Origin of the sequence: Plesiocystis pacifica SIR-1, from assembly GCF_000170895.1 — a bacterium.
Taxonomy (GTDB): domain Bacteria; phylum Myxococcota_A; class Polyangia; order Nannocystales; family Nannocystaceae; genus Plesiocystis; species Plesiocystis pacifica.
Map to the genome: position 1 here is coordinate 175,070 of NZ_ABCS01000001.1, position 25,345 is coordinate 200,414.

Annotated in this window: 19 protein-coding genes; 13 read left to right on the plus strand and 6 right to left on the minus strand. The window is 69.8% G+C overall.

All coding sequences use genetic code 11. The features are described 5' to 3' along the window. Window positions 1–135 precede the first annotated feature (135 nt). Complete coding sequence (locus tag PPSIR1_RS00665) at window positions 136–2,634, plus strand: DNA gyrase/topoisomerase IV subunit A (RefSeq protein WP_006969030.1); 2,499 nt, start codon at window positions 136–138, stop codon at window positions 2,632–2,634. Window positions 2,635–2,660: 26 nt separating this feature from the next. Beyond that, complete coding sequence (locus PPSIR1_RS00670; RefSeq protein WP_006969031.1) at window positions 2,661–4,595, plus strand: DNA gyrase/topoisomerase IV subunit B; 1,935 nt, start codon at window positions 2,661–2,663, stop codon at window positions 4,593–4,595. A gap of 181 nt (window positions 4,596–4,776) precedes the next feature. On the opposite strand, the gene PPSIR1_RS00675 is transcribed toward PPSIR1_RS00670, so the two are convergent. Further along, the gene (locus PPSIR1_RS00675; RefSeq protein WP_006969032.1) at window positions 4,777–6,480 is read right to left on the minus strand and encodes an IgGFc-binding protein; all 1,704 of its coding nucleotides are present in this window, start codon (window positions 6,478–6,480) and stop codon (window positions 4,777–4,779) included. A 231-nt stretch (window positions 6,481–6,711) separates the two neighbouring features. Here PPSIR1_RS00675 and PPSIR1_RS00680 point away from each other — a divergent pair, with 231 nt between their 5' ends. The 5 genes from PPSIR1_RS00680 (at window position 6,712) to PPSIR1_RS41475 (ending at window position 14,067) form a co-directional block, all read left to right on the plus strand. After that, window positions 6,712–8,046, plus strand: coding sequence for an NHL repeat-containing protein (locus PPSIR1_RS00680; RefSeq protein ID WP_157595073.1), 1,335 nt, complete (start codon window positions 6,712–6,714; stop codon window positions 8,044–8,046). Between the two features lie 29 nt (window positions 8,047–8,075). Continuing rightward, window positions 8,076–8,861 (plus strand): SHOCT domain-containing protein, encoded by a 786-nt coding sequence (locus tag PPSIR1_RS00685; protein ID WP_157595074.1) that lies wholly within the window; start codon window positions 8,076–8,078, stop codon window positions 8,859–8,861. 166 nt (window positions 8,862–9,027) lie between these two features. Further along, the gene (locus tag PPSIR1_RS00690) at window positions 9,028–10,800 is read left to right on the plus strand and encodes a hypothetical protein (RefSeq protein WP_157595075.1); all 1,773 of its coding nucleotides are present in this window, start codon (window positions 9,028–9,030) and stop codon (window positions 10,798–10,800) included. Between the two features lie 7 nt (window positions 10,801–10,807). Then, window positions 10,808–12,709: a polysaccharide deacetylase family protein gene (locus PPSIR1_RS00695; RefSeq protein WP_006969036.1), complete on the plus strand. Its 1,902-nt coding sequence runs from the start codon at window positions 10,808–10,810 to the stop codon at window positions 12,707–12,709. Between the two features lie 26 nt (window positions 12,710–12,735). Further along, window positions 12,736–14,067, plus strand: coding sequence for a HupE/UreJ family protein (locus tag PPSIR1_RS41475; protein ID WP_157595076.1), 1,332 nt, complete (start codon window positions 12,736–12,738; stop codon window positions 14,065–14,067). 1 nt (window position 14,068) lies between these two features. Here the strand turns inward: PPSIR1_RS41475 and PPSIR1_RS00705 are convergent, their stop codons facing one another. Together PPSIR1_RS00705 and PPSIR1_RS00710 are read right to left on the minus strand one after the other, a co-directional pair. Next, window positions 14,069–14,776 carry a hypothetical protein gene (locus tag PPSIR1_RS00705; protein ID WP_006969038.1) on the minus strand — a complete coding sequence of 236 codons (708 nt, stop codon included), beginning with the start codon at window positions 14,774–14,776 and terminating at the stop codon, window positions 14,069–14,071. Continuing rightward, entirely contained in the window at window positions 14,776–15,507 is a 732-nt protein-coding gene (locus PPSIR1_RS00710) for a CIA30 family protein (RefSeq protein WP_157595077.1), read from the minus strand. The genes PPSIR1_RS00705 and PPSIR1_RS00710 overlap by 1 nt, the downstream gene beginning before the upstream one ends. 303 nt (window positions 15,508–15,810) lie before the next feature. On the opposite strand from PPSIR1_RS00710, the gene PPSIR1_RS00715 reads away from it, so the two are divergent. From PPSIR1_RS00715 to PPSIR1_RS00735, 5 genes are read left to right on the plus strand one after another with little or no spacing between them, the layout of a single operon-like run. After that, window positions 15,811–17,508 carry an ABC transporter substrate-binding protein gene (locus PPSIR1_RS00715; RefSeq protein ID WP_232296407.1) on the plus strand — a complete coding sequence of 566 codons (1,698 nt, stop codon included), beginning with the start codon at window positions 15,811–15,813 and terminating at the stop codon, window positions 17,506–17,508. Beyond that, window positions 17,505–18,482, plus strand: a complete 978-nt coding sequence (locus PPSIR1_RS00720) for an ABC transporter permease (RefSeq protein WP_006969041.1) — start codon at window positions 17,505–17,507, stop codon at window positions 18,480–18,482. Before PPSIR1_RS00715 ends, PPSIR1_RS00720 begins: the two co-directional genes overlap by 4 nt. Next, window positions 18,482–19,378: an ABC transporter permease gene (locus tag PPSIR1_RS00725; RefSeq protein WP_006969042.1), complete on the plus strand. Its 897-nt coding sequence runs from the start codon at window positions 18,482–18,484 to the stop codon at window positions 19,376–19,378. The genes PPSIR1_RS00720 and PPSIR1_RS00725 overlap by 1 nt, the downstream gene beginning before the upstream one ends. After that, window positions 19,375–20,394 (plus strand): ABC transporter ATP-binding protein, encoded by a 1,020-nt coding sequence (locus PPSIR1_RS00730; RefSeq protein WP_006969043.1) that lies wholly within the window; start codon window positions 19,375–19,377, stop codon window positions 20,392–20,394. Before PPSIR1_RS00725 ends, PPSIR1_RS00730 begins: the two co-directional genes overlap by 4 nt. Then, window positions 20,391–21,353 (plus strand): ABC transporter ATP-binding protein, encoded by a 963-nt coding sequence (locus PPSIR1_RS00735; protein WP_006969044.1) that lies wholly within the window; start codon window positions 20,391–20,393, stop codon window positions 21,351–21,353. The genes PPSIR1_RS00730 and PPSIR1_RS00735 overlap by 4 nt, the downstream gene beginning before the upstream one ends. On the opposite strand, the gene PPSIR1_RS47230 is transcribed toward PPSIR1_RS00735, so the two are convergent. From PPSIR1_RS47230 to PPSIR1_RS00750, 3 genes are all read right to left on the minus strand, one after another. After that, window positions 21,350–21,604: an STAS domain-containing protein gene (locus tag PPSIR1_RS47230; protein ID WP_338047275.1), complete on the minus strand. Its 255-nt coding sequence runs from the start codon at window positions 21,602–21,604 to the stop codon at window positions 21,350–21,352. The genes PPSIR1_RS00735 and PPSIR1_RS47230 overlap by 4 nt on opposite strands. After that, window positions 21,499–22,518, minus strand: a complete 1,020-nt coding sequence (locus PPSIR1_RS00745; RefSeq protein WP_198154427.1) for a PAS domain-containing protein — start codon at window positions 22,516–22,518, stop codon at window positions 21,499–21,501. Before PPSIR1_RS00745 ends, PPSIR1_RS47230 begins: the two co-directional genes overlap by 106 nt. A gap of 177 nt (window positions 22,519–22,695) precedes the next feature. Further along, window positions 22,696–24,114, minus strand: coding sequence for a family 8 glycosyl hydrolase (locus PPSIR1_RS00750; protein WP_157595078.1), 1,419 nt, complete (start codon window positions 24,112–24,114; stop codon window positions 22,696–22,698). A 165-nt stretch (window positions 24,115–24,279) separates the two neighbouring features. On the opposite strand from PPSIR1_RS00750, the gene PPSIR1_RS00755 reads away from it, so the two are divergent. After that, window positions 24,280–25,320: an SIS domain-containing protein gene (locus PPSIR1_RS00755; protein ID WP_006969048.1), complete on the plus strand. Its 1,041-nt coding sequence runs from the start codon at window positions 24,280–24,282 to the stop codon at window positions 25,318–25,320. Window positions 25,321–25,345: the final 25 nt, after the last annotated feature.

Genomic DNA, 25,345 nt, shown 5'->3' on the forward strand with positions numbered 1-25,345 from the left:
GCTCCACGGCCCCAGGCGTGGGTCCCGCGGGCGTGGCATTCACTGAAAGTTTGACGCGGATCGGCCAGTGTGTACCCTGGCCGTCAAATTTCGCCATTTTTGGCCAACTTCCCGGAATCAAAGCGCTTTCCGCAGATGTCCCAGACCGAGCCCCACGACCGCTCGCCCGAGCCCGCCACCTCGCACCCCGTCACCACCGCTCGCCGCAAGGCCTCGGGCGACGAAGCCCCGCCCGCGGGGCAGGGCGGGGGCGGGAGCGCCGGCATCGTCGACGGCGACCTCGCCGAGCACGCGCGCCGCAAGTACCTCAACTATGCGCTGAGCGTCATCACCTCGCGGGCCATCCCCGACGTCCGCGACGGCCTCAAGCCGGTGCAGCGCCGCATCCTGTTCACGATGTTCGAGGACCTGCGCCTGACCTTCGACGCGCGCCACCGCAAGAGCGCCAAGGTCGTCGGCGACGTCATCGGCAAGTACCACCCCCACGGCGACTCGGCGGTCTACGACGCCATGGTGCGCATGGCCCAGGCCTTCAACATGCGCATGCCGCTGGTCGACGGGCAGGGCAACTTCGGCTCCATCGACGGGGACTCGGCGGCGGCCTACCGCTACACCGAGGCCAAGCTCTCGAAGCTCGCCGCCGAGCTGATCACCGAGATCAAGCGCGACACCGTCGAGTTCCGCCCGACCTACGACGGCACCGGGCGCGAGCCCATCGTGCTCCCGGCCCGCTTCCCCCAGCTGTTGGTCAACGGGACCACGGGCATCGCCGTCGGCATGGCCACGTCCATCCCGCCGCACAACCTCGGCGAGGTCATCCGCGCCTGCTTGCTGCTCATCGACGAGCCGGACGCGTCCGTGGCCAAGGTCATGGGCAAGATCAAGGGCCCGGACTTCCCCACCGGCGGCCAGCTGGTCGCCGAGCGCAAGGAGCTGCGCGCGGCCTACGAGACCGGCAAGGGCACCTTCAAGCTGCGCGGGAGCTGGAAGTACCAGGAGGGCAAGGAGACCAAGCAGGGCCGCAAGCGGGTGGTCGAGAACCCCCGCGTGGTCATCACCGAGATCCCCTGGGGCGTGCAAAAGAGCAGCCTCGTCGAGGAGATCGGCCAGGTCATCCTGTCCAAGAAGCTGCCCGTCGTCATCGGCGTGCAGGATCTGAGCACCGAGGACATCCGCGTCGAGCTCGAGCTCGACCCCAAGTCCGAGGTCGACCCCGAGCTGGTCATGGCCTACCTGTTCAAGCACACGCGCTTGCAGACCACGGTCAAGCTCGACCTGACGGTGCTGACGCCCACGGACAACCCGGAGGTCTCGGCCCCGGCGCGCCTCGACCTCAAGTCGATCCTCCGCTACTTCCTCGACTTTCGGCTGCAGACCGTGCGCCGGCGCTTCGAGTACGAGCTGCGCAAGCTCGAGGAGCGCATCCACATCCTCGAGGGCTTCGAGCTCATCTTCAACGACCTCGACAAGGCCATCCGCATCATCCGGCGCAGCGAGGGCAAGGCCGACGCGGCCAAAAAATTGATCAAGGCCTTCGAGCTCAGCGACATCCAGGCCGACGCCGTCCTCGAGACCCGGCTCTACAAGCTCGCCAAGCTCGAGATCCTCAAGATCGAGGAGGAGCTGGCCGACAAGCGCAAGCAGGCCAAGCGCATCCGCGCCATCCTCAAGAGCAAGAAGAAGCTGTGGGGGGTGGTCCGCGACGAGCTCCAGGCCCTGTCTGGGGAGTACGCCGATCGCCGACGCACGCGCATCGACGCCGAGGACCTGACCGAGGAGTTCTCGGCCGAGTCCTTCATCGTCGAGGAGGACGCGATGGTGCTCGTGACCCGCGACGGGTGGATCAAGCGCCAGCGCAACGTCAACCTCGAGACCACGCGCATGCGCGAGGGCGACGCGCCCCTGGCCCTGGTCGGCGGCAGCACCCGGGACTGCGTGGTGCTGTTCTCCAACCGCGGCTCGGCCTACGTCATCCGCGTCAACGACGTGCCCGCGTCCTCGGGCCACGGCACGCCGGTCCAAAAATTGTTCAAGTTCAAGGACGGCGAGAAGGTCATCTCGGTCACGACCACGGACCCGCGCTTCATGCTCGAGTTCGCCGAGGCCGAGAAGCCCGAGCTCGGCGAAGAGTTCGAGGACCCCTACCCGCACTTCCTGGCCGTGACCCGGGGCGGCATGGCCCTGCGCTTCACCCTGTGGCCGCACCGCGAGCCGAGCACGCGCAGCGGCCGGCTGTACGGCAAGACCAAGGCCGGCGACGAGTTCGTCGAGGTGTTCCAGGTCTGGGGAGACGACGACGTGTGCGCGCTGACCCAAAAGGGCAAGCTGCTGTGCTGCAACGTCATGGACGTCAACCTGCTCGCGGGGCCCGGTCGCGGCGTCACGCTGATCAAGACCGACGACAAGGACGGCGTGGTCGCGGTGTGGAAGACCAGCGTCAGCGCCGAGATCAAGAAGTCTTCGGGCGGCACCATCAAGGTCGTCAAGGGCAAGGCGACGGTCACCAACCGCGGCGGCAAGGGCCGCCCGCTGATGAAGCGCGGGAGCGTCAAGGCGGTCAGCCTGCCCCCGCCCGAGACGCCCGACTTCGAGGCCGGCGCGGAGCGCCTGGCCGCGCTGGGATACTCGCGTTGATTCACTGAGGGCGCTGGAGGTTTTCAATGGCCAAGAAGAAGAGCACGACGGCGAAGGGCAAGAGCTACGGCGCGGAGTCAATCCAGCTGCTGCAGAACATCGACCACGTCCGCGCCCGCCCGGGCATGTACATCGGCGGGGTCAACAAGGAGGGCCTGCACCACATCGTGTGGGAGATCCTCGACAACTCCGTCGACGAGGTCATCAACGGCCACGCCAGCCAGATCAAGGTGACCCTCGAGGCCGACCGCCGGGGGATCACCATCTCCGACGACGGCCGCGGCATCCCCGTGGACAAGCACCCCGAGCTCAAGGTCCCCGCCGTGGTCGCGGTGTTCACCCAGCTCGGCGCGGGCGGCAAGTTCGACGGCGAGAGCTACAAGCACTCGGGCGGCCTGCACGGCGTGGGCGCGGCGGTGGCCAACGCCCTCGCCGAGCGCCTCGAGGTCCGGGTCAAGCGCGACGGCAAGCTGCACGAGGTCATCTTCAACCGCGGCGTGCAAGAGGGCCGGATGAGCCGCCGGGGCAAGGTCCGCGGCACGGGCACGGAGGTGTTCCTGCGCCCCGACCCGGAGATGTTCGGGCAAAAGGCGACCCTCGACCCGGACGTCCTGCGCGGGCGCATCGAGGCCAAGAGCTACCTGCACAAGGGGCTCAAGATCACCTTCACCGACGAGTCCACGGGCAAGTCGGAGGTCTTTCACCACGCCGACGGCATCGCCGAGTACCTCGACAAGCTGATCGCCGTGCGCGGCAAGGCGGCCGTGCACAAGGGCCGCTTTTATCTCGAGCGCAGCGAGGAGCCCAAGCTCGAGGTCGCGCTGGCCTGGACCGAAGCCACGGAGAGCCTGGTGGCGTCCTACGTCAACGGCGTGCCCACGCCCGACGGCGGGACCCACGAAAAGGGCCTGCGCAACGCCCTGGGCAAGGCCATCCGCGCCTACATCGACGCCCACAAGCTCGCGCCCAAGGGGGTCAGCATCGCCCTCGAGGACATCCGCGAGGGCCTCATCGCGCTGCTGAGCACCTACGTGCTCGAGCCCCAGTTCCAGAGCCAGACCAAGAACCGGCTCAACAACCCCGAGGTCGCCACCCAGGTCGAGGGCGCCATCGCCCCGGTGCTCGAGCAGTGGCTGCACGAGAACCGCAGCATCGGCGACGCCATCGTCGCGCGCATCGTGCTCGCGGCCCGGGCCCGCGCCGCCTCCCGGGCCGCGGCCAACTCGGTCTCGCGCAAGAACGCCGGCCAGGTCAGCAAGATCGGGCTGCCCGGCAAGCTGGCCGACTGCGCCAACAACAACCCCGCCAAGTGCGAGCTGTTCATCGTCGAGGGCGACTCCGCCGGCGGCTCGGCCAAGATGGGCCGCAACCGCAACACCCAGGCCATCCTGCCCCTGCGCGGCAAGGTGCTCAACGCGGCCCAGGCCAGCGTCGCCCGGGTGATGAAGAACGAGGAGCTCGGCAACATCGTCAAGGCCCTCGGCTGCGGCATCGGCAAGGACTTCAACATCGAGGGCCTGCGCTACCACCGGGTCATCCTGCTGATGGACGCGGACTCCGACGGCCACCACATCGCCACCTTGCTGCTGACCTTCTTCTACAAGTACATGCCCGAGCTCATCCGCAAGGGCCACGTGTACCTGGCCCAGCCGCCGCTGTTCCGCGTCGACGTGGGCAAGGAGACCCACTGGGCGGCGGACGACGCTCACCTGCAGCGGATCCTGGCCGGCATCAAGCGGGGCAAGCCCGAGATCCAGCGCTTCAAGGGTCTGGGCGAGATGATGCCCAAGACGCTGCGGGATACGACCTTGGATCCGAAGAAGCGGCAGCTGATTCGGGTGGGCATCGAGGACGAGCTGGCGACGGATCGGGTCATCCACGACCTGATGGGCAAGGACGCGTCGATGCGTTACCAGTTCATCATGGAGCGTGCGGCCGACGCGGACGAGCTCGATATCTGATTGAAAGCCCGCGGCTTGGCCGCGGGGTTTCAATCAGATTGCTATCTTTGATGGAGGGGGGCGCGCGCCTCTCCCTCGGGCCGGGCGGACCCGTCCCGAGCCTCCCTCCCCTTGCCCGACCCTGGCGGGTCGTTGGTTTGGCGGGGCCGTGATGGTTGTTGGTTTGGCGGAGGCCGGCAGATCAGGGAATCTGCGGGACCTCGGAGATGACCTCGAGGTTGAGCCCGCCGGGGTACATGTAGGCCGTCGCGTGGCCGTAGCCCATGACCTGCACGCCGACCTCGGCGGGATCGCTGCCCTCGGCGGCCTGGGTCTCGAGCACGTGGGCGCCGTCGTTGCCGGGGCCGAGGGGCTCGCGGACGACGACCCAGTTCGTCCCGGGGATGGGCTCTTCCGGGGCGGTCAGCGGCCCGCCGTCGAGGCCCGCGACGGTGCCCGCGGGCATGATGATGTCGGCGTAGCTCGAGATGTAGTCGACGGGCGCGAGGAAGATGTACTTGCTGCGGAACTGGGGCACGGCGACGGCGAGGCTGAAGGCCGGATCGCCGGAGGTCGGGACCTCGCTGGGCGTGTGCACCTGGCCGCCCCGGCCGAACATGCCGATGGCGAAGGACTCGCTGCCCGTGACCTCGAAGCTGGCGTTGGTCTCGAACTGGACGACCTGACCGGACTCGAGGCTGTCGGGGGCGCCGGCCGGCTTGTCGCCGACGTAGGTCAGCGCGGTGCCGTCGAAGTTGCCGTAAAAGCGCACGAAGTGGCCGATGTTCTCGCCCTTGGCCGAGGTCGGCGGGGCGATGACGTAGTGGGCCCCGAGCACCTCGGCGGGCAGGATGGTCTCCTCGAGGTGGTCGGCGTAGCCCTGGCCCGCGACCTCGGGGCTGGGGACGGTGGTCAGCCCGACGACGCCGATGACCTGGATGGGCTTGTCGGCCGTGACCAGGCTGCCGCTCAGGTCGCTGTGCGCGTCGCCCCACCACATGCCGGGCTGGCCGAGGAGCTGGACCACGTCGCCCGCGTCCATGGCGAACTCGGCCACGCCGCCCATGGGGATCGCGCTCACCCCGGGCCCGGCGATGACCTGGGCGCCGTCGTTGAGCTGCACGGTCACGGTGGTGCCGTCCTCGGTCGCGGTGATCGCCACGCTGCTCGGCACGTCGTCGTAGCCCCCGACGGTCCCGCGCGTAGACGCCTGGGTGAACACCCGGTAGTTCTCGGTCATCGCGGCGCTGGGGATGAGCAGGGCGGCGTCGTTGCTGACCGACAGGCAGCTCGAGCCCAGGCCGATGTCCTGGACCACGGAGCAGTCGGCGACGTCGTCTTCGTATTGCAGCGGGTTGAACTGCCAGACCGTCACGGGCACGGAGGCGCTCAGGCGGTAGGCGCCCCCGTCGACGCGCGCGGACTCGCTGGGCCGCGGCCCGGTGGTGTCGGCGGCGAAGTCGGGGCCCTTGAGCTCGGCGATCCAGGGCAGGGCGATGGTCTCGAGGCCGCCGGGGGGGACCGTGGCCATGGCGAGCACCTCGCCCTCGCGCTCGACGGTGATCTCGGCCTCGGTGCCGCTCGCGTTGGCGACCACGGCGGCGAAGTCGAAGTTGCTGTAGACCGGGTTGTAGGTGACCGTGGGCCAGAACTCGCAGCCGACGTAGGTCTTGTTGAGGGCCGCCGCGGCGCAGGTCTGGGGATCGGTGCTGCCCCCGTCGCCGCCGCCGCTGGTCGTCCCGGGGCCCATGTCGAGCACCCCCGCGGTGCCGCTGCCGTCCTCCCCGGTCGAGCCGTCGTCGTCTTCCGTCGAGAAGCTGGTGACGGCCGTGCCCGCCTCGTCGTCGCCCCCCGAGCGCGCGTCCGAGCAGGCGAGGGCGAGGCAGGCGAGGGCGGGGGTTCCCAAGGCTCGACAGCGACGCGACCGGCTCGAACTCATCGAAGCATGGTCGGCACGCCGTCGAGGGGCCAATGATCAGGATTGTTCAAATCGATGGCGAGAATGGAGCGGCGCTCCGAGCCTCTCCACGCCGCTGCGCGTCGCCATGACTTTGATTGATTTTGGCCATCTTCGCGGTCCGTGCGCTCCCTAAGCTCATCAGGCTGCGGGGATTGTGTGATGAAGCGAGGTGAAAAAATGTCCAAGGGATTGTTGACCCTCATCGTGCTGAGCTCGGCGCTCGGCTGCGCGGGTGGTGGGGCCGAGGAGGAGGGCAAGGGCCCGGGCAACGACGTCGTCGGCAACCTCGACGAGGCCGACGACGACGCCACCAGCATGGACGACGACGAGCAGGGCGACGACGGCGAGACCGGGCCCAAGCTCGACATCCCCGACGATCCGCCCCCAGAGGGGGAGTCTGGGCAGATCTGGATCGCCAACTCCAACCAGGGCACGGTGTCGAAGATCGACACCCAGACCATGGAGGAGCTGGGCCGCTACATCACCCGCCCCGACGGCGTCGGCAGCCCCTCGCGGACCTCGGTCAGCCTCACGGGCAACATGGCCGTCGCCAACCGCGAAGGCGGCATCACCAAGATCTACGGCAAGGTCGAGGACTGCGTCGACGCCAACATGAACGGCGAGATCGACACCTCGACGGGGCAGACCGACATCCTCCCCTGGGGCGAGGACGAGTGCATCGCCTGGTACGTGCCCATGGACTACACGAGCCAGCGGGCCGTGGCGTGGACCCGCGGCGAGGGCGATCCAGAAAACGGCGAGTCGATCACCAACGAGAAGGTCTGGGTCACCGGCGACAACGAGGCGAACGCGGGCGTCGACGTCATGCTGCTCAACGGCGAGACCGGGGCGATCGAGTCCATGGTCACCGTGGGCATCAACGCGCCGGGCTCGTCGGGCTGGCCCTACCGGGCCTACGGCGGCGCCGTCGACCGCGACAGCAACTTTTGGTTCACGAGCCACGGCGAGCAGGGCGTCATCGTCCGGGTCAACATCGCCGACATGAGCTACGACCAGTGGCCCAAGGACCACTGGTCCTACGGCATCACCGTCGACAGCAAGGGCCGCCCGTGGAGCTGCGAGGCCTTCATCGGCCGCTTCGATCCCGAGACCGGGACGTGGGCGACCACGGGCGCGTGGGACTGGAACTTCCCCGGGCTGACCGAGGTGGATCAGGGCGGCTGCATGGTCGACGGCGAGGGCCGGCTGTGGGCCTCCGTGCTGACCTCCGTCGGCAGCGGCTTTGGGGTCGTGGCCATCGACGGCGAGACCCTCGAGCCCATCGTCATGTACGAGATCCCCGACCACGCCCACGGCATCAGCATCGACTTCGAGGGCTACGTGTGGGGCGTGGCGCGGGCGGACGTGGGGCCCTCGGACGGCACCGAGGCCTACAAGATCGACCCGGAGACGGGCGAGTACCAGATCTTCTCGGGCCTGGTCGGGGCCTACACCTACTCGGACATGACGGGCTTCGCCCTCAACGCGACCGTGGCTCCGCCGATCGAGTGAGCGGCAAAAAGGAGCTAGCCTACCCGAGCATGCGCGGGCTCAGGGCAGCGGCGATCCTCTTGGCGGCGACGCTCGCCTCGGCGAGCGGCTGCGACAAGGCGCGGTGGAAGAAGTCCGCCGAGCTCGTCCGCGACACCGGCGTGATCGTCCAGCTCGAGCGCAACCCCGAGTTCGCTGGCGATCACCCTCTGAAGCCGGCCCTCGACGCCGAGGCCCTCGGCGAGCAGCTGTGCGCCCTGGCCTACATCGATCGCTTCGTGGTCGCGGCGGAGCGCCCGGTGGAGTCGGCGTGGCCGTGCCCGCGGGCGTCGCTGGTGGCCGAGGGCATCGTCGCCGGGTTGAGCGAGGCGGGGCCCGAAGAGCGCGTGCGCTTTTGGGTGCGCTGGGATGAGCGCGATCCTTCGCTGCCGATGTACATCCCGACCCAGCGGCACACGCGGGGGGTCGCCTTTTGGCGCGCGGGCGGCCTCGAGCTGGTCTTCGATCGTGTCGGGGAGCTCGAGGGGGAGACGCCGCGGGCCAACGCCGACCCGACCGAGCGACGCTCCCGGCGGGTCCGGCTGGTGCCGCCCGAGGGCGCCGAGCTCATCGAGGTCGAGGGCAAGCGCCAACCCATGCACCTGCGCATCGCGGCTAGCGAATTGGGCCATGAAGCAGGGCCCGAGAAGGTCGGCGAAGCTGCCCCCGAGCCGGCGCTCAGCCCCGAAGCGGCCGCGCGTCTCGAGCTCCTCGACGAGCTGCATCGAGCCGGTGAGATCGACGACGAGAGCTACGCGCGACGCCGCGCGAAGCTGCTCGAAGACGCCGCCGAGTGAAGCCAAGAGCGCACGCCAAGCCCGGAGAAAAGGGCCGCTCTCTTGGTAGGAATTGAACATGGGGTGCGCCGAGAGTGCGCAATGATGAAGAGCCGGTCCCCACCCCGGGAACGGCGTGAATTCCATGCTCGCGCTCGCATTGACCACCCTGGGTACCCTGTCGTTGATGGGCCCGGCTCCCGAGGGAGCCGACGCCCCCGAGCCCAGCGCAGGCGTGGCGGCGGAGGTGCCCGAGGGGGCAGAGGCGGCCGTAGAGGCACCGGCGGCCCCGACCGAAGGGGACGCTGCCGTGGAGGCGTCTCCTCCGCCGCCCGAGCCCTCGCCCGCGCCGACGAGCGTGACGACCGAGGCCAGCGCCGCCTCGACGGCCGGCACGGCGCCCGCCGAAGAGCCGCCCGCCGCCCCGGCGGCCGCGGTCCAGGCACCGGCCGCGCCCGAGGAGTCCCGGGGAGGCGCCGGCGTGTCGGCCCACAACACCCGGATCACCACCATCGGCGGCCCGGAGGTGTCCAACGACGGCTGGCGCATGGACTTCCACGGCTTCGTCAGCGCGCCCTTGCGCTTTGGCATGGGCAGGCGCGCGGACCCGCAGGTCGGCCAGGCGCGGACGACCTTCCACGCGCCGATCATCCCCGACGACCAGTACCTCGGCTGGCAGCACACGGCCCACGCCAAGCGCAGCTGGGCCGAGCTCTACCTCGGCTACGGCAACGACGTCGCCAAGGCCGTGGTCGCCCTCCAGGCCTGGAACTTCTCGGACGTCAGCTACGGCAACCCCAACGCCCAGCTCGGCGTGGGTCAGGCCTTCGTGTCGATCACGCCCAAGCTGCGGCGCTCGCCGGTGCAGCTGCGCGTGAAGATCGGCGGCCACGACAACCGCTACGGCATGGCCGGCAAGCACGACCAGGGCGCCTACGAGACCTACATCTTCGGCCGCACCCGCTACCTCGGCGAGTCCATCGGCGTCGACATCCCCTTCCGGGACTTCCGCTTCACCGTCGATCACGGCTTCGGCGGGACCCCCCTCGACCCGAACATCTTCAACTCCGCCCGGTTCACGCTCACGGCCCACCACCACGTCGGCATGGCGTGGAAGGACAAGGTCGACCTCGGCCTGCACCACATCGTCGCCTTCGCCCAGTCCGAGGCCCACGACGAGTCCCTCGACCCGGACCTGCCCGACGGCAACGTGCAGATCTTCGGCCCGGACCTGCGCCTGGACTTTGGCCGCGGGGGCTACTGGTACCTGGGCTACTCCTACGCGAACTTGAAGACCGCCCGGGTCGTCGGCCCGAGCGTCGAGGTGCTGCACTCCTTTGGCGGCGGCTACTACGACCTGGGCCTGATCGGGAACTACTTCGATTACCGCCGGGACGCCGAGGGCTACCTCATCCGGGACTCCGAGGGCACGGGCTCGATCCAGACCATCATGTTCCAGACCAACCACTCGCTCCACGAGATCATCGCGGGCGAGGACGGCTTTTGGGGCGAAGGCTGGGACGTCAAGCTCGCCCTGTACGGAATGATGAACTTCGTGAACAGCGACGTGGACGCGACCAACGGCGTGCGCAAGATGAAGTTCGGCGCGGACTTGATGGCCGAGGTGCTGCCCTACATGGGCATCGGCGCGAAGTTCGACCAGGTCATGCCCAACAACCAGGTGCGCCAGCAGACCTGGAGCGTGCTGTCTCCGCGCCTCGAATTCCGTACGGATTGGATCGCCCACGAGACGATCACCATCCAGTATTCGCGGTATATTTACGCCGAGCGTGATTGTGGTGCGGTCGCCGACCCGCTGCAGTGCGTTCAGCCGCCCTCCGCCTCCATTCAGGGCGAGGGTTATGGGGCCCTCGGCAGCGCCGAGGACTCCTATCGTGGGGCCCCGCTGGCGCCCCCCGATGAGAACGTCTTTGCCATCATGGCCAGCATTTATTGGTAGGAGCACGATGAAACGAACCCACGGTCCCCAACAAGCTCTGCTCGCGATCCTCGCGGGCCTCAGCCTCGCGGCGTGCAGCAACGGCGGCGGTGACGACGGCACCGCCGGCGGCGACATCGACACGACCGCGGGCAACGACGAGGTCGGCGACGACGCCGACGACGGCCCCGAAGAGGGCATCGACGACGGCGAGACCGGGGAGTGCGAGGGCGCCGAGGAGCCCGGCGCGATCAGCTTCCAGTACATCGCGACCTGGCGCGACGACGCCGACGCGGCCTACTCGATGATCCACGACGACATGTGCGGCCCGGCCCTGGCTGGCATCCACGATCTCGCGGTCCCGGCCCTCAACGAGCGCGGGCTGACGGCGGCGCTCGGGCCCTTCGTCGACGCCTGCGCCAGCGCGAGCCTGTGGAGCGTCGTCCAGAGCGCCCAGGACGACGGCCACGAGATCGCCAACCACTCCTACAACCACCCGCAGGTCTCGGTCGAGAACACGGCGACGGAGGTGGCGGGGGCCAAGACCGAGTTCGACGCGAACCTCGAGGAGCCCGTCACCTTCTACATCTTCCCCTTCGACTACTGGAACGACGAGACCCTCGCGGCCGTGGGCGCGGCGGGGCACATCGGCGCGCGCGCGGGCAGCCGCGACGACAACGACGGCTTCGACAACCCGCCGCTGAACCCCCAAGAGCCCAGCAACGACCTCGAGATCGAGTTCGACGTGTGGCCGCGGACCTACTCGAAGTACGCGAGCTACTACCCCGTCGACATCCTCTCGGTCCACGTGTGGAACGCCATCGAGACCGGGACCTGGGCCGTGCGCGAGTTCCACTCGGTCACGCTCAGCGACGACGTCAACAACCTGCCGACCAACGAGGGCTTCGGCCCGGTGCCGCTGTCGGTCTACGAGGACCACCTCGACTTCCTGATCCAGGCCCACCGCCACAACATGGTGTGGACGGCCAACCCCTCCGACGTCATCCGCTACCGCCACGCCCGCACGGCCTGCGGCGCCTCGGTCTCGGGCACGACCATCACCTACGACACCTCCGACCCGGAGTGCACCCAGTTCGCCACGCCGATCTCCGTGGTCATCAGCACGGCCAACGACGTGCCGGGCCTCGAGGCCACCCAGGGCGGCGAGCCGGTGCGCGTGCGCAAGATCGGCGCCAACACCTTCGCGGTCACGGCCGATCCGACCCAGGGCAGCGTCGAGCTCTCGGGCTGCGCGAGCGAGGGTCTGGGCGTGGGCGAGGGGGCTCCCCCGCCGGCCAAGCCGTCCCCGGCCGACTCCGTCTGCGACATCCAGACCGTCGTCGGTAGCGGCTCGCCGGGGCTCATGGACGACCTCGAGCGTCCGCCCGAGGAGCTGCAGATCCTGCCCAACCCGGCCCAGGGCGACGGCCGCGACGGCAGCTGGTCGTGGTACCCGCAGAACGTCGAGGTCGGCATCGTCGACGACGGCGGCAACGGGGTGCTGCGCTACGCCGGCGACGCCCTCGACGCCTGGTCCGGGCTGACCCTGGCCTTCCTCGGCGGCAACGGGGCCGGCACCTGCTACGACGCGTCGGCCTATACGGGTCTGCGCTTTCGCATCCGCGGCAACGTCTCGACCCCCGACGAGCTCAACGGCAAGGTCATCCTCAGCATGGTCACGGCCGAGACCCAGACCCAGGTGTTCGGCGGCGACCTCGACGGCATGGGCGGGCACTTCAACCTGCAGCTCGACGTGCCGGCGGACTGGACCACCGTCGAGGTGCCCTTCTCGATGTTCAACGTCCCGACCTGGGGCGACACGACGGGCCTGAACGCCCTGGCCCTGGGCAAGCTCCAGGCCATCGACTGGGGCGTGGCCAACACCGCGTCGACCTTCGAGATTTGGGTCGACGACATCGAGCTCTATTAGAACCATCGTCGGAGGACGCGCCTTCGGTGGACACCCAACACATCCAGCCTCGCGCCCGGTTCATCGCCTCGTGTGCCCCTGCGACGGTGATGCGGGCGCTGGCCCTGTTGGTGGTGTGTGTGGGCCTGCTGTGGCCGGCGCCGAGCCAGGCCCACCCCTTCGCGGCGAGCTCCTTCGAGGCCGAGACGGACGCGTCTGGCGTCCAGTTTCGCTTTCGCATCGACGCCCTCGCGCTGCTCGAGCTCTTCGACGCCCACGCGCCCGAGCAAAAGCCCGCGTCCAAGGAAGCCCTCGCCGAGGGCCGGGACACCATCTTGGGCTACGTCGACGAGAAATTTGCTTTGGCGAGCGGGGAGGGGAAGGGGGCCTCGCCCTGCGCCCGGGAGGCGCCCACGCGCCTGCAGTTCTCCAAGCGCCTCGACAAGCTGCAGCTCGACGTGCGCTACGAGTGCGGCGCGCCCCTCGAGGTCGTGCAGATCCGCTCGGGCCTGTTCGTGGACGAGGAGAGCCCGCACCAGATCATCGGGACCTTCCGGCACATCCGCGCGACGGAGCGCTACTTCTTCACGGGCGGCGAGCGAGAGGCGACCATTCACCTCGATCGCCTGCGCCAGGGGAATGTCTTGCCCAGCTTCGACACCGAGGGAGGCGTGCGCCTGGCCCGGCCCCCGCCGGGGGCCTTCGCGGGGCCAGGGCGCAAGGCCGCGCCGCCCAAGCGCACCGAGGGCGTCGGGCCGGCGAGTGAGCCCGAGCCCGCCGAGCCCGAGCCCGCCGAAGCGGACGCCGAGCCCGAGCAGGCCGAGGCCGCGGGCTTCTTCGCCTTCTTGAAGATGGGCGTCGTCCACATCTTCGGCGGCTTCGACCACATCCTGTTCGTGCTCACCTTGCTGCTCGTCGTCCGCGACTGGCGAGAGCTCGGCATCGTCGTCACCTCGTTCACCGTCGCCCACAGCCTGACCCTCGCGGCCGTCGCCCTCGAGCTGATCATGGTCTCCCCGCGCCTGGTCGAGCCGGCCATCGCCGCGACGATCATCTTCGTCGCCGTCGAGAACGTGGTCCGCACCGAGCCCGAGGCGCGGCCCGGGCTGACCTTCGGCTTCGGCCTGATCCACGGCCTGGGCTTCGGCGGGGCCCTGGCCGAGCTGGGCATGGGCGGGGGCGAGCTCGTGGCCCCGCTGCTGGGCTTCAACGTCGGCGTGGAGCTCGGGCAGCTGGCGATCGTGCTGCCGCTCTTTCCCCTGGTGCTGTGGGCTCGGGGCGAGGGGCGGGAAAGCATCTACACCCGCGTCCGGGTTGGCGCGGGTGTGATCGTGGCCCTGCTCGGGCTGTGGTGGCTGGTGACCCGGCTGATGGGCTGAGTCAGCCGCCGCAACCGATGAAGGTCACGTCGTCGATCCACAGGTCGTAGGCCTTGCCCGAGGCGCTGACCTGGAACTGAATCCCGAACAGCTTGGTCGGGTCCAGGTTGGCCGGGGTCGGGTCGCCCCAGCCGCCCTCTTGGCGCAGGTCCGCGAAGTTGACCGTGTACCGGGTCCACTCCTCGGTCACCGCGAAGTCGATGCCGAAGTCGTTGTAGCACTCGCTGCAGACCCCACCGCCGGGGTCGGTGTTGCCGTCGGGGAGCTTGACGCGGACGGACTGGGCGAGGCCCTCGCCCTTGCCGCGGCGGGCCATGAAGGAGATGCCGGTGTAGCCCGAGGCGTCGTAGGGCCCGGACTCGGTCAGGCCCAGGCCGATGCCGGCGTAGACCTCTCCCTGGGCGAGCTGACCGCTGATCCGCAAGGCCGCGCGGGAGCGCTGGGCTCCGCCCCACTCGGGCGTGTAGCTGTCGCCGGCCTGCTCCATGGTCGTGCCGTTCTCGTCCCGGTAGGTGTAGAGGTAGCCGTTGCGGCCCTCCTGGACGATGATCTGATCGTCGACGTTCTCGGCGTCCTCGATGTCGGCGGCGTCGGTGCAGCTGGGGTCTGCGGGGGGCAGGGACGCGGCGCCGCCCTTGTCGCAGGCACCGAGGGCGGCGCTGGCGAGCAGGGCGAGGGCCAGCGTGGATGCGCGGAGGCTCGGGTGCATCAGTAGAGCCCGATGTCGTCGAGGGCGAGCTCGAAGTCCTGGTCCTGGGGGATGTACCAGTGCATGGACATGAGCCGGGCGGGGTCGAAGGCGGCGGCCTGGCCCCAGCCTTGCTGGGTGACCATGTCGAAGTCGATCTGGAACTGCTGCCACTCCTCGGTCAGCGCGATGGCGACGCCGTGGGCGTCGGAGCAGTCGCCGGCGTCGGGCGAGCTCGGCACGCAGGTGCCGCCCTCGGCCTCGGGCAGGACGTCGGGGATCAGCAGGTTGACGCGCAGGTCGGTGACGCTGCCCTTGGCCCAAAAGGCGACGCCGGTGAACTCGCTGGCGTCGTAGGGCATCTTGGCCGCGACCCCATCGTTGACGAAGTCGAAGCCGATCCCGGCGCCCCACTCGGAGAAGCCGCCGCCGGAGGTCATGGCCTGGCACATGTCGCTGTCGGTGACGCCGCCCGAGGCCGGGGTCTGGGTCCCGCTGGGCGTCTGAGTGCCGCCGCTGGCGTCGTTGTAGCTGTACCAGGACCCGCCGCGGCCGCCCTGCTCGATGATCGCGTCGTCGCAGTCCTCGAGATCGTCGATCATGTTCGCAGGATCGATCTCGATGGCCTCGCCGCCGCCCACGGACTCCGTGCCCATGTCGTCGCCGACGTCGTCCGCCCCGAAGGTCTCGGTGCCGGTGTCGTTCTCATCGGCCTCGGCGTAGCAGCCTGCGAACAGCCCAAAGGCGGACACGAGAACGAGGGGACGAAGGGCGCGGGGGCTTGCCTCGCGCCGGGACAGGGCGGAGCGATCGAAGTGAAGCATCACCATCGCATCATACGCGGACGGCGAAGAAATGGAGACCGTGCGGATTGATGGTTCCGGTCGCGTTGATGGACGAAAATGTTCATCACTCGACTTCCGCCGACAGAGCTCAAACGGTCGTGAGGACCATCTGTGAGGGTCCTGGTGGCGACTTTGGGCCGCGAGCTGCAGAGCGGGGCGCGGCGAAGACCGCCTTTTCGACCTCGCCGCCCTCGGATAGACTGGGCGCGCGTGATCGCGGTGCAAACGAGGTGGAAGGCTCTGGCGGCCCTCGCCCTTTGTGGCCTGTCTGTGTTCGGCTGCTCGGCCGAACGCAGCGAGCTCCCCCCGGGCGTCCTGGTCATCACCGAGGGCGAGCAGACCGCGGCCTTCATCCGCAACTTCAACCCCCTGGCCGAGGTCGGCGACGTGCGCTGGGCGGCGACGCGGGCCATCTACGAGCCGATGATGATCTTCGAGCCCATCGAGGGCGAGTGGCTGCCGTGGCTGGCCACGGGCTCGGCGTGGAACGAGGACGCGACCCAGGTGAGCTTCACGCTGCGCGAGGGGGTGAAGTGGTCGGACGGGGAGGCCTTCGACGCCGACGACGTGCGCTTCACCTTCGAGCTGCTGCGCGAGACCCCGGCCCTGGACCTGCGCGGGGTGTGGTCGCACATCGAGGCCATCGAGGTCCGCGGCAGCCACGAGATCGCGTTCACCTTCGCCGCGCCCCACGTGCCGGGCTTCTCGGATCTGGCCCACCAGCCGATCGTCGCCGAGCACGTGTGGTCGAAGGTCGAGGACCCGATCAGCTTCGCCAACGAAGAGCCCGTGGGCACGGGGCCCTTCACCGAGGTGCGCACCTTCCAGACCCAGGTCTACGAGCTCGGCAAGAACCCGCACTACTGGCAGCCCGGGCGCCCGGCCGTCGACGCGATCCGCTTCCCGGCCTTCGCCTCCAACGACCAGGCCAGCTTGGCCCTGGTCCGCGGCGAGATCGACTGGGCGGGCTACTTCGTGCCGGTCATCGATCGAACCTTCGTCGCCCGCAACCCCGAGCACCACCACTATTGGTTCCCGCTCCTCGACGGGACCGTGTTCCTCTACGCCAACACCGAGCTCGAGCCCTACGACGACGTGGCCGTGCGCAAGGCCATCAGCCGGGCCATCGATCGCGAGATGGTGGTCAAGGTGGCCATGCACGGCTACACGCGGCCCGCGGACGCGACGGGGTTGTCCGACGCCTACGCGCGCTGGCGGGACCCCGAGGTCGCCAAAGGGGACTGGGTGAAGCACGACCCCGACAAAGCGGGCGCGGCCCTCGACGCGGCCGGGCTGGTGCGCGGCTCCGACGGCTGGCGGACCTTGCCCGACGGCTCGCGCTGGCGCCCGCAGATCAACGTGCCCGCGGGCTTTTCGGACTGGGTGCGCGCCGGTCAGGTGATGGCTGCCAACCTCCAGGCCGTGGGCATCGACGCCCGGCTCAAGACCTACGACTTCGGGGCCTGGTTCGACAAGCTGCAGCGCGGCGACTTTGGCCTGTCCCTGGGCTGGACCGAGGTCGATCCCACGCCCTACGGCTTTTATCGCAACATGATGAGCCCGGCGACGGTGGTGCCCCTGGAAGAGTCGGCCCCGGTCAACTGGCACCGCTACGGCTCCGCGGAGGCCGAGGCCGCGCTCGCGGACATGGCCAGCGTGGCTGACGAGGACCGGCAGCGCGCGCTCGTCGTCCGTCTGCAGCAGATCTTCTCCGAGGAGGCGCCGGCCATCCCGCTGTTCCCCGGGCCGCTGTGGGCCGAGTTCAACACCGAGCGCTTCACCGGCTTCCCGACCCGCGAGAACGCCTACGCCTCGCCCTCACCCAACGCCATCCCCCAGGCCCTGCTCGTGCTGACCCGCGTCGAGCCGCGGGGCTCGTCCACCGCTCAACCGGAGCCCCGCCCGTGAAGTACGTCCTGCGCCGGCTGCTCTTTTACGTGATCGCGGCGTGGGCCTCGGTGACCCTGGCCTTCTTCATCCCGCGGATGATGCCGGGCGACCCCACGTCGACGATGTTCGCCCGCTTCAAGGGCAAGCTCGATCCGGCGGCCCTCGACGACCTGCGCGCGGCCTTTGGCTTCACCGACGGGACCCTGCTCGAGCAGTACGGCGTCTACCTGGGCAACGTGCTGCGGGGCGAGCTGGGCATCTCCATCGAGTACTACCCGGCGACGGTGTCCTCGGTGATCGGTAACGCGCTGGTCTGGACCCTGGTGCTCGCCGGCGTCGCGGTGGTCATCAGCTTCACCCTCGGGACCCTCGGCGGCGTGCTGGCGGCGTGGCGTCGGGGCGGCTGGCTGGACTCGACCTTGCCGCCGCTGTTCGTGCTGCTCGGGGCCTTCCCCTACTTTTGGCTGGCGATGGCCCTGTTGTTCGTGCTCGGCTTTCAGCTCGAGCTCTTCCCCCTCGGCCACGCCTACGACGACCGCATCGCGCCGGAGGCCAGCTGGGCGTTCTTCTCGAGCGTGGTCGGCCACGCCGTGTTGCCGGCGGCGACCATCGTGCTGGCGACCATGGGCGCGTGGATGCTCGACATGCGCAACACGATGATCGCGGTGATGGGCGAGGACTACATCAAGCTGGCGGTCGCCAAGGGCCTGAGCCCGCGGCGCGTCATGCTGCGCTACGCCGCGCGCAACGCCTTGCTGCCCAACGTGACCAGCTTTGGCATGGCCCTGGGCTTCGTGGTCAGCGGCTCGATCCTCACCGAGATCGTGTTCTCCTATCCGGGCCAGGGCTACCTCCTGCTCCAGGCCGTGCAGAGCCAGGACTACCCGCTGATGCAGGGGCTGTTCCTGACCATCACCCTCGCGGTGCTGGGCGCGAACTTGCTGGTCGACGTCGCCTACGCCTGGCTCGATCCGCGCACGAGGCAGGGCTGATGGACGCGCTGCTCAGCAACCGCAAGGCCCTGTTCGGGGGCGCGATCATGGTGACGTTCCTGCTCATGGCCTTGGTCGGCCCGTGCTTCGTCCAGGACCCCAAGGGCTTCGTCGGCCTGCCCCTGCAGCCGCCCTCGCTCGATCACTGGCTCGGGACCACGGGTCAGGGCCAGGACGTGCTCGCGCAGACCGTGGCCGGGGCGCGCTCGTCCCTGTCCATCGGCCTCATCGTCGGTTTTTCCGTGGTCGCGATCGGGGCGCTGGTCGGGACCACGGCGGGCTACTTCGGCGGCTGGGTCGACGACGTGCTCAGCACGGTCATCAACGTGTTCCTGATCATGCCGGGCTTGCCGCTGATGGTCGTGCTCGCGGCCTACCTGCCGCCGGGCCCCGGGTCCATCGCGCTGGTCCTGATCCTCACGGGCTGGAGCTGGTCCGCCCGCGTGGTCCGCTCCCAGGCGCTGTCCCTGCGCAGGAAGGACTTCGTCGCCGCGGCCCAGGTGGCGGGCGAGCGGCCGCTGCGGATCATCGCCGTGGAGATCCTGCCCAACATGACCTCGCTGCTGGTCTCGGCCTTCATCGGCGCGACCAACTACGCCATCGCGGCCCAGGTCGGCCTCGAGTTCCTCGGCCTCGGGGAGGTCAGCGCGGTGACCTGGGGGACCAACCTCTACTGGGCGACCAACGACGCCGCCCTGCTCACGGGCTCGTGGTGGACCTTCGTGCCCACGGGCCTGGCCGTCGCCCTGGTCAGCTTCTCGCTGGTGCTCATCAATACGGCCCTCGACGAGCTCGGCAACCCGCGCCTGCGCTCGGAGCGAGCCTTTGTCCAGGCCCTCGGCCTGCGCGCCATCTCCCCCGACGAGCCGACCCCCGTGGTCCGGAGGCCCTCGTGAGCGACGCGCTGCTGACCGTCGAGGACCTGTGCGTCGACTACGTGACCGAGCGCGGCTGGCTGCGCGTGGTCGACAAGGTCAGCTTCGAGGTCCAGCCCGGCGAGATCATGGGCCTGGCGGGGGAGTCGGGCTCGGGCAAGAGCACGATCATCCAGGCCATCTTGCGGGTGCTCAAGGCCCCCGGGGTGATCACCGGCGGCACGGTGCGCTTCGACGGCAAGGACGTGCTCGCCCTCGACAAGCGCGGCCTTCGGGGGCTGCGCTGGTGCGACATCTCCCTGGTCTGCCAGTCGGCGATGAACGCCCTGAACCCGGTGATCACCATCGGCGAGCAGCTCGGCGACGCCATCGAGGCCCACGAGGGCGTGCGCCGCTCCCAGGCCCTGGTCCGCGCCCGCGAGCTCCTCGAGCTCGTCGGCATCGAGGGCAGCCGGGTCCACGCCTACGCCCACGAGCTCAGCGGCGGCATGCGCCAGCGGGTGGTCATCGCCATGGCCCTGGCCCTGCGCCCGCGCCTGGTGCTCATGGACGAGCCGACCACCGCCCTCGACGTGGTCGTGCAAAAGGAGATTCTCCAGCAGATCATCCGCCTGCGCCGGGAGCTCGGCTTCGCCGTCATCTTCATCACCCACGACCTGAGCTTGATGTTCGAGCTGTGCACCCACGTGGGGGTGCTCTACGCCGGGCGCTTGGTCGAGCACGCGCCCTCGCAGGCGCTGTTCGAGCGGCCCATGCACCCCTACACCCTCGGGCTGATGCGCTCCTTCCCCGATCTGCACGGCGAGGGCGACGATCTGGTCGGCGTGCCCGGGAACCCGCCGGACCTGTGGAAGCCGCCCAAGGGCTGCCGCTTCCATCCGCGCTGTCCCCAGGCCTTCGCCGACTGCTCGACGCGCGCGCCCCAGCTGCGGGCCTTGGTCGGGCATCGCCACGCGGCCTGTCACCTCGTGGATCAAGTGGATCAGCTGGATCAGCTGGATCAGCTGGATCAGGTCGATCAGGAGGAGAGCCCGTGAGCAGCCAGCCCCTGCTCGAGCTCGATCAGCTCGTCAAGGTCTACGAGGGCCGCGACGGGCTCAAGACCACCCGCGTCCGGGCGCTGAACCACGTCAGCTTGGCCCTCCACCGCGGCGAGGCCCTGGCGCTGGTGGGCGAGTCGGGCAGCGGCAAGAGCACGACGGCCAAGATGGTCGCCCGCCTCGAGCGACCGACCAGCGGGACCATCCGCTTTGACGGCAAGGCGCTGAGCGGGCGCGTGGGCCTGGCCTACCGCTCCCGGGTCCAGATGATCTTCCAGGATCCCTTCGGCTCGCTGAACCCGGTCCACCGCGTCGCCCACCACATCGCCCGGCCGCTGATCCGCCACGGCAAGGCCAGGGGCAAGGCGGAGGTCCGCGAGCGCGTGCTCGAGCTGCTCGAGACCGTCGGGCTCACGCCGGCGGCTGACTTCGCCGACAAGTTCCCCCACGAGTGCTCCGGCGGCCAGCGCCAGCGCGTGGCGATCGCCCGGGCCCTCGCCGTCGACCCCGAGCTGATCCTCGCCGACGAGCCGACCAGCATGCTCGACGTCTCGCTGCGCATCGGCGTGCTCAACTTGCTGCGCGAGCTCAAGCGCGAGCGCGGCATCGCCTACCTGTTCATCACCCACGACCTGGCCTCGGCGCGCTACTTCGCCGACCGGGTGTTCGTGATGTACGCCGGCACCGTGGTCGAGTGCCTCGATCCCGAGCACCTCGGCGAGCAGGCCAAGCACCCCTATACGAAGCTGTTGCTGTCGGCCGTGCCCGATCCGCGCGGGGGCATCGAGCGGCCCCTGGAGGGCGCGAGCGGGTCCGCGAAGCTGGTCGACCCGCCGCCGGGCTGCCCCTTCGCGCCGCGCTGCAGCCACGCCCAGCCGAGCTGCGCGAAGGCGCTGCCGGAGCTGGTCACGGTGGAGGGGCAGCACGAGGTCCGCTGCCCGGTGGTGCTCGCCTAGCCGGACGCTTCACGCCGCCGCCGGGTCGCGTCGAGGCCGTCGGCGAGGCTGGCGAAGATCAGCGTCCCGGCTCCCCCTCGCTCGCCGTCCAGCCAGTCGTGCGGCGTCTCGGCCAGCAGCGAGGCGAGGGCGGGCTGGATCCCCGTCAAGATCGTCCGCGCCCCGACCAGGCGCAAGGTCCGAACCAGCGCGGCCACGGGCTCGACGCTGGCCGCGTCGGCGAGCTCGACCCCGGTGAAGTCGAGGACCACGTCGCGGATCGCCCGGGTGGTGACGGCGTCGAGCAGCGCTCGGTGATCGAGCGCATGCGCTCGCCGTCGAGGGTGCCGATCAGCGGGACGGTGAGGGTCCGGTCGGAGGTCGGCAGGATGGGCGCGGAGAGCTCGAGGATGCGGCCGCGTTGGGCCTCGACGGTGGCGAGGGCGACCTCGAGCTCGACGATCAGCCGGCTCTTGTCGCGGGCGTCTCGCTCGGCGCCGAGGCGCTGGGTCTCGTCGCGGAGGTGCAAGAGCACGGTCGGCTGACCCGTCGCGGGGTCACAGGTGCGGTGGGCTTCGAGGGCGTAGACGCGGCGCTTGCCGTCGCGGGTCGATTCGACGAGGGCGAGGTGGGCTTCGTCGCTCTCGAGCACCCCGAGGATGGCGGGGACCACGGCGGGATCGTCGAACCACTCGTGCAGCGCGCGCTCGCGGCCAAAGGCTCGCACGGCGGCGGGGTTGAGGCTGAGGCGCTCCCCGTCGGCGTCGAGCAGCACGACCGCCGTGCGGATGTGGCGGAGCGCCTCCGCCCCGCGCAGGGTCTCGACCTTGGCCTCGTCCTTGGGCGGGAGGGCGTGGTGGAGAAACATGGTCTCGCCCGCCTCGCCCTCGAGCAGGCTGATGTAGCCCAGCAAGCGCCGGGGGACGCCGTGGGGGTAGATGGTCCACTCGCTCTCGATGTGCTGGACGGTCCCGGAGCGGATCGAGTCGGCCCACTCGAGGTACTGCACGCGCGTCGAGGGCGAGGTGTCGCTCAGGTCGCGGGCGAGGAAGGACTCGAGGGAGGTGGCGCGCCACAGCTCGAGGGCCGCGGCGTTGGCCCACATGAAGCGCAGCGGGTCGAGGGCGGCGACCCACGTGGGGATGGGGGAGTGGCCGAACACGGCCATGCGCTCCGCGAGAGACACGCGCCATTGTCCCACGAAACGCGCCGTAGGGCGCGCGAGCTCAGCGCGGCATTGCACGCAGCCGACCTCCACGAAGGCCATCTCCCGCGCCTCGAGGATGGGCGGGCGTGCGGGCCTGCGCTGCGATGGTCGGGGTGGTCGCCGACCAACCCCGGCGTCACGATCGAGCGAGCTCCGTCATTGGCAGGGCGGGTCCTCGGGCGCCCACCAGTTCCCGCTCATCGCCAGCAGCGAGAGCATGGTGATCGAGTCCCCGTAGTAGGTGTGCCCGTCCGCGGCGATCAGCGTGTCCCACAGGTTGTTCAACCACGCCTGGCTGCCGGGGTCGGCCATGGCCGCGACGCCGAAGGGCGCGGCGAAGGCGAGCTCGAAGTAGTCGCCCGTGGGCAGGGCGTCGCCGTCGAGCCAGTAGCCCGCGCGGATGTTGCCGGGCGAGCCGCCCGTGGCCGACTGCACCCAGCCGTTCATCTGCGTGACCGCGGCCTGGGCCCGGGGGTCGCCGTTGAGCAGGTAGTCGACGCCGATGCGCCACGGGTTGCGGCAGGCGTTGAAGTAGTACTCGCCGTCGTAGGGGCCCTCGAGCCAGTTGGGCGAGACCGGGGAGGGGCTGCCCGAGGTCGGGTGCTGGATGAAGTCGGGGAGCAGGCCGCTGCCCTGGCTGTAGGTGGCCTGGACCGTGGCGATGAGATCGTAGGTCGCGTTGCGCACCCCGTCCCAGCGCCCGCCGATGAAGGTCGCGAAGGTCGCGAAGTGGGCGGGCATGAAGTCGCTGGATCGCGTGGCGTCGTAGTAGGTGGCGTTGCTGGGGTGGGTCCAGTCGCCCAGGCGCACGTAGCTGCCGCTGTCGTCGACCTCGGCCTGGTCGATGGCGCCGAGGATCGCCGCGGCCTCGCCGGCGTAGTCGATGGCCCCGCCCGAGCCCCACTGCTTGTTGGCCAGGAGCAGGGCGTAGGCGATGTCGAGGTCCCCGTCGGTCGCGCTCGTGGCCCCGTCGGTGTTCTCGCACACCCCGTCTTGGGCCCACGCCATGAGCTGCGAATTGCCCTGGCTCGGGTGGTCCCGGAAGTAGTCGTACATGCCGTCGAAGATGGCCTTGGCGTCGGGGTCGTGGCCGGCCATGTAGGCGCTGATCAGCATGCCGTAGCCGTGGGCCTCGCTGACGGTCAGGCGGTCGGCGGTCTGGATGTCGACGTAGTAGCGCCCGGTCCCGCAGCCGCCCGAGAGGTAGCGCTGCTTCCAGCCGGCGTAGAACTGGGCGACCTGCTGGTCGAGGGCGCCCTGCTCGAGGTGGTTGGGCAAGATGGTGCCGGGGGCGTAGCCGAAGGGGTGGCTGCCGAAGGGCTGGGCCGTGTCCCAGCTCCCCGAGCACGCGCCGTCGCCCGAGCCCTCGGTTCCGCCGGAGGTCGTGTCACCGCCGCCCGTGGTCCCGCCGGTGCTGCCTCCGGTGCTGCCCCCGTCGGTGCTGCCCCCGTCGGTGCTGCCGACGTCGTCGCTGCCCCCGAGCTCGGTGCCCGCCTCGAGATCTTCGGCGGTCACGTAGCAAGCGGTCAGGGTCAGCCCAGCTCCAGCACACACGGCCCACAGCGCACGTCGCATGCCGACAGGGTAGCGAGAGAGTCAGGGGAGGTGGATGTCGGTTTCGGGTCATCGAGATGGTCAAAAAATGTTGTTCCGCTGTCAGGACGACCTGAATGAAATTGATGATCGAGACGATTCGTTTTGACCATCGTCGCGCCGCCGTGGGCGGCATGGTGAGGGCCGATGACGACGCACCTCGAGCGCGAGATCGCCGAACAGCCCGCCAAGATCGAGGCTCTGATCCGAGACGGGCTGGGCGCGGCGCGGGACGTCGCGGCGCGGATCCGCGGGCACGGGCCGCGCTTCGTGGTCATCGCCGCCCGCGGAACCAGCGACAACGCGGCCCGCTACGCCAAGTACCTGTTCGGCCTGCGCCAGGGCTGGGTCACGGCCCTGGCCACGCCCTCGCTGCACACCCTCTACGGCGCCGCCCCGGACCTGCGCGACGCCCTGACCATCGGCATCAGCCAGTCCGGGCGCTCGCCGGACGTGGTCAGCGTGATCGAGGCGGGCCGCGGCCAGGGCGGGCTGACCCTGGCGATCACCAACGATCCCAGCTCGACGCTGGGCAAGGCCGCGGAGACGGTGCTCGAGCAGCGCGCCGGGCCGGAGCTGTCCGTGGCCGCGACCAAGACCTACACCACGCAGCTGGCGACGCTGGCGATGCTCTCGGCCTGCCTGTCCGACGACGGCGGGGCCATCGATGAGCTGCGCCGCATGCCCGAGCGCATGGCCGCGACCGTCGACGCCGCGGCGAGCCTGGGCGATCACGTCGAGCGCTACCTCGAGGGCCCGGGCTACTTCACCGTGGGGCGCGGCTTCAACTACTCCACCGCCTTCGAGATCGCCCTCAAGGTCAAGGAGACCAACTACGTCATCGCCGAGCCCTACTCCCCGGCGGACCTGCTCCACGGGCCCGTCGCGGTGGTCGAGGCCGGCTTCCCGGTGCTGGCCGTCGCGCCCCGGGGCCGGGTCGCGGCGAACATGGACGAGCTCATCGCCAAGCTGCGCGAGCGCGGGGCTCGGCTGCTGATCGTCGCCGACGATGCGGACCGCCTCGCGCAGGCCGACGTGCCCATGCGCTTGCCGACGGGGGTGCCCGAGTGGCTCAGCCCGCTGATCTCGGTGATCCCGGGGCAGGTCTGGGCCCAGAAGCTGGCCGTCGCCCGGGGCTTCGATCCCGATCGACCCCGGGGACTGAACAAGGTGACCCTGACCCTCTGACCGCTGCGCTGCGCAGCACTTGGGA

What these genes read in the sequence shown, in the direction of transcription:
- PPSIR1_RS00685 (WP_157595074.1), top strand. Translation starts at nt 8,076, where the DNA reads ATGCGCGGGCTCAGGGCAGCGGCGATCCTCTTGGCGGCGACGCTCGCC.
- PPSIR1_RS00665 (WP_006969030.1), top strand. Translation starts at nt 136, where the DNA reads ATGTCCCAGACCGAGCCCCACGACCGCTCGCCCGAGCCCGCCACCTCG.
- PPSIR1_RS00755 (WP_006969048.1), top strand. Translation starts at nt 24,280, where the DNA reads ATGACGACGCACCTCGAGCGCGAGATCGCCGAACAGCCCGCCAAGATC.
- PPSIR1_RS00705 (WP_006969038.1), bottom strand. Translation starts at nt 14,776, where the DNA reads ATGCACCCGAGCCTCCGCGCATCCACGCTGGCCCTCGCCCTGCTCGCC.
- PPSIR1_RS00670 (WP_006969031.1), top strand. Translation starts at nt 2,661, where the DNA reads ATGGCCAAGAAGAAGAGCACGACGGCGAAGGGCAAGAGCTACGGCGCG.
- PPSIR1_RS00695 (WP_006969036.1), top strand. Translation starts at nt 10,808, where the DNA reads ATGAAACGAACCCACGGTCCCCAACAAGCTCTGCTCGCGATCCTCGCG.
- PPSIR1_RS00690 (WP_157595075.1), top strand. Translation starts at nt 9,028, where the DNA reads ATGGGCCCGGCTCCCGAGGGAGCCGACGCCCCCGAGCCCAGCGCAGGC.
- PPSIR1_RS00680 (WP_157595073.1), top strand. Translation starts at nt 6,712, where the DNA reads ATGTCCAAGGGATTGTTGACCCTCATCGTGCTGAGCTCGGCGCTCGGC.
- PPSIR1_RS00750 (WP_157595078.1), bottom strand. Translation starts at nt 24,114, where the DNA reads ATGCGACGTGCGCTGTGGGCCGTGTGTGCTGGAGCTGGGCTGACCCTG.
- PPSIR1_RS00725 (WP_006969042.1), top strand. Translation starts at nt 18,482, where the DNA reads ATGGACGCGCTGCTCAGCAACCGCAAGGCCCTGTTCGGGGGCGCGATC.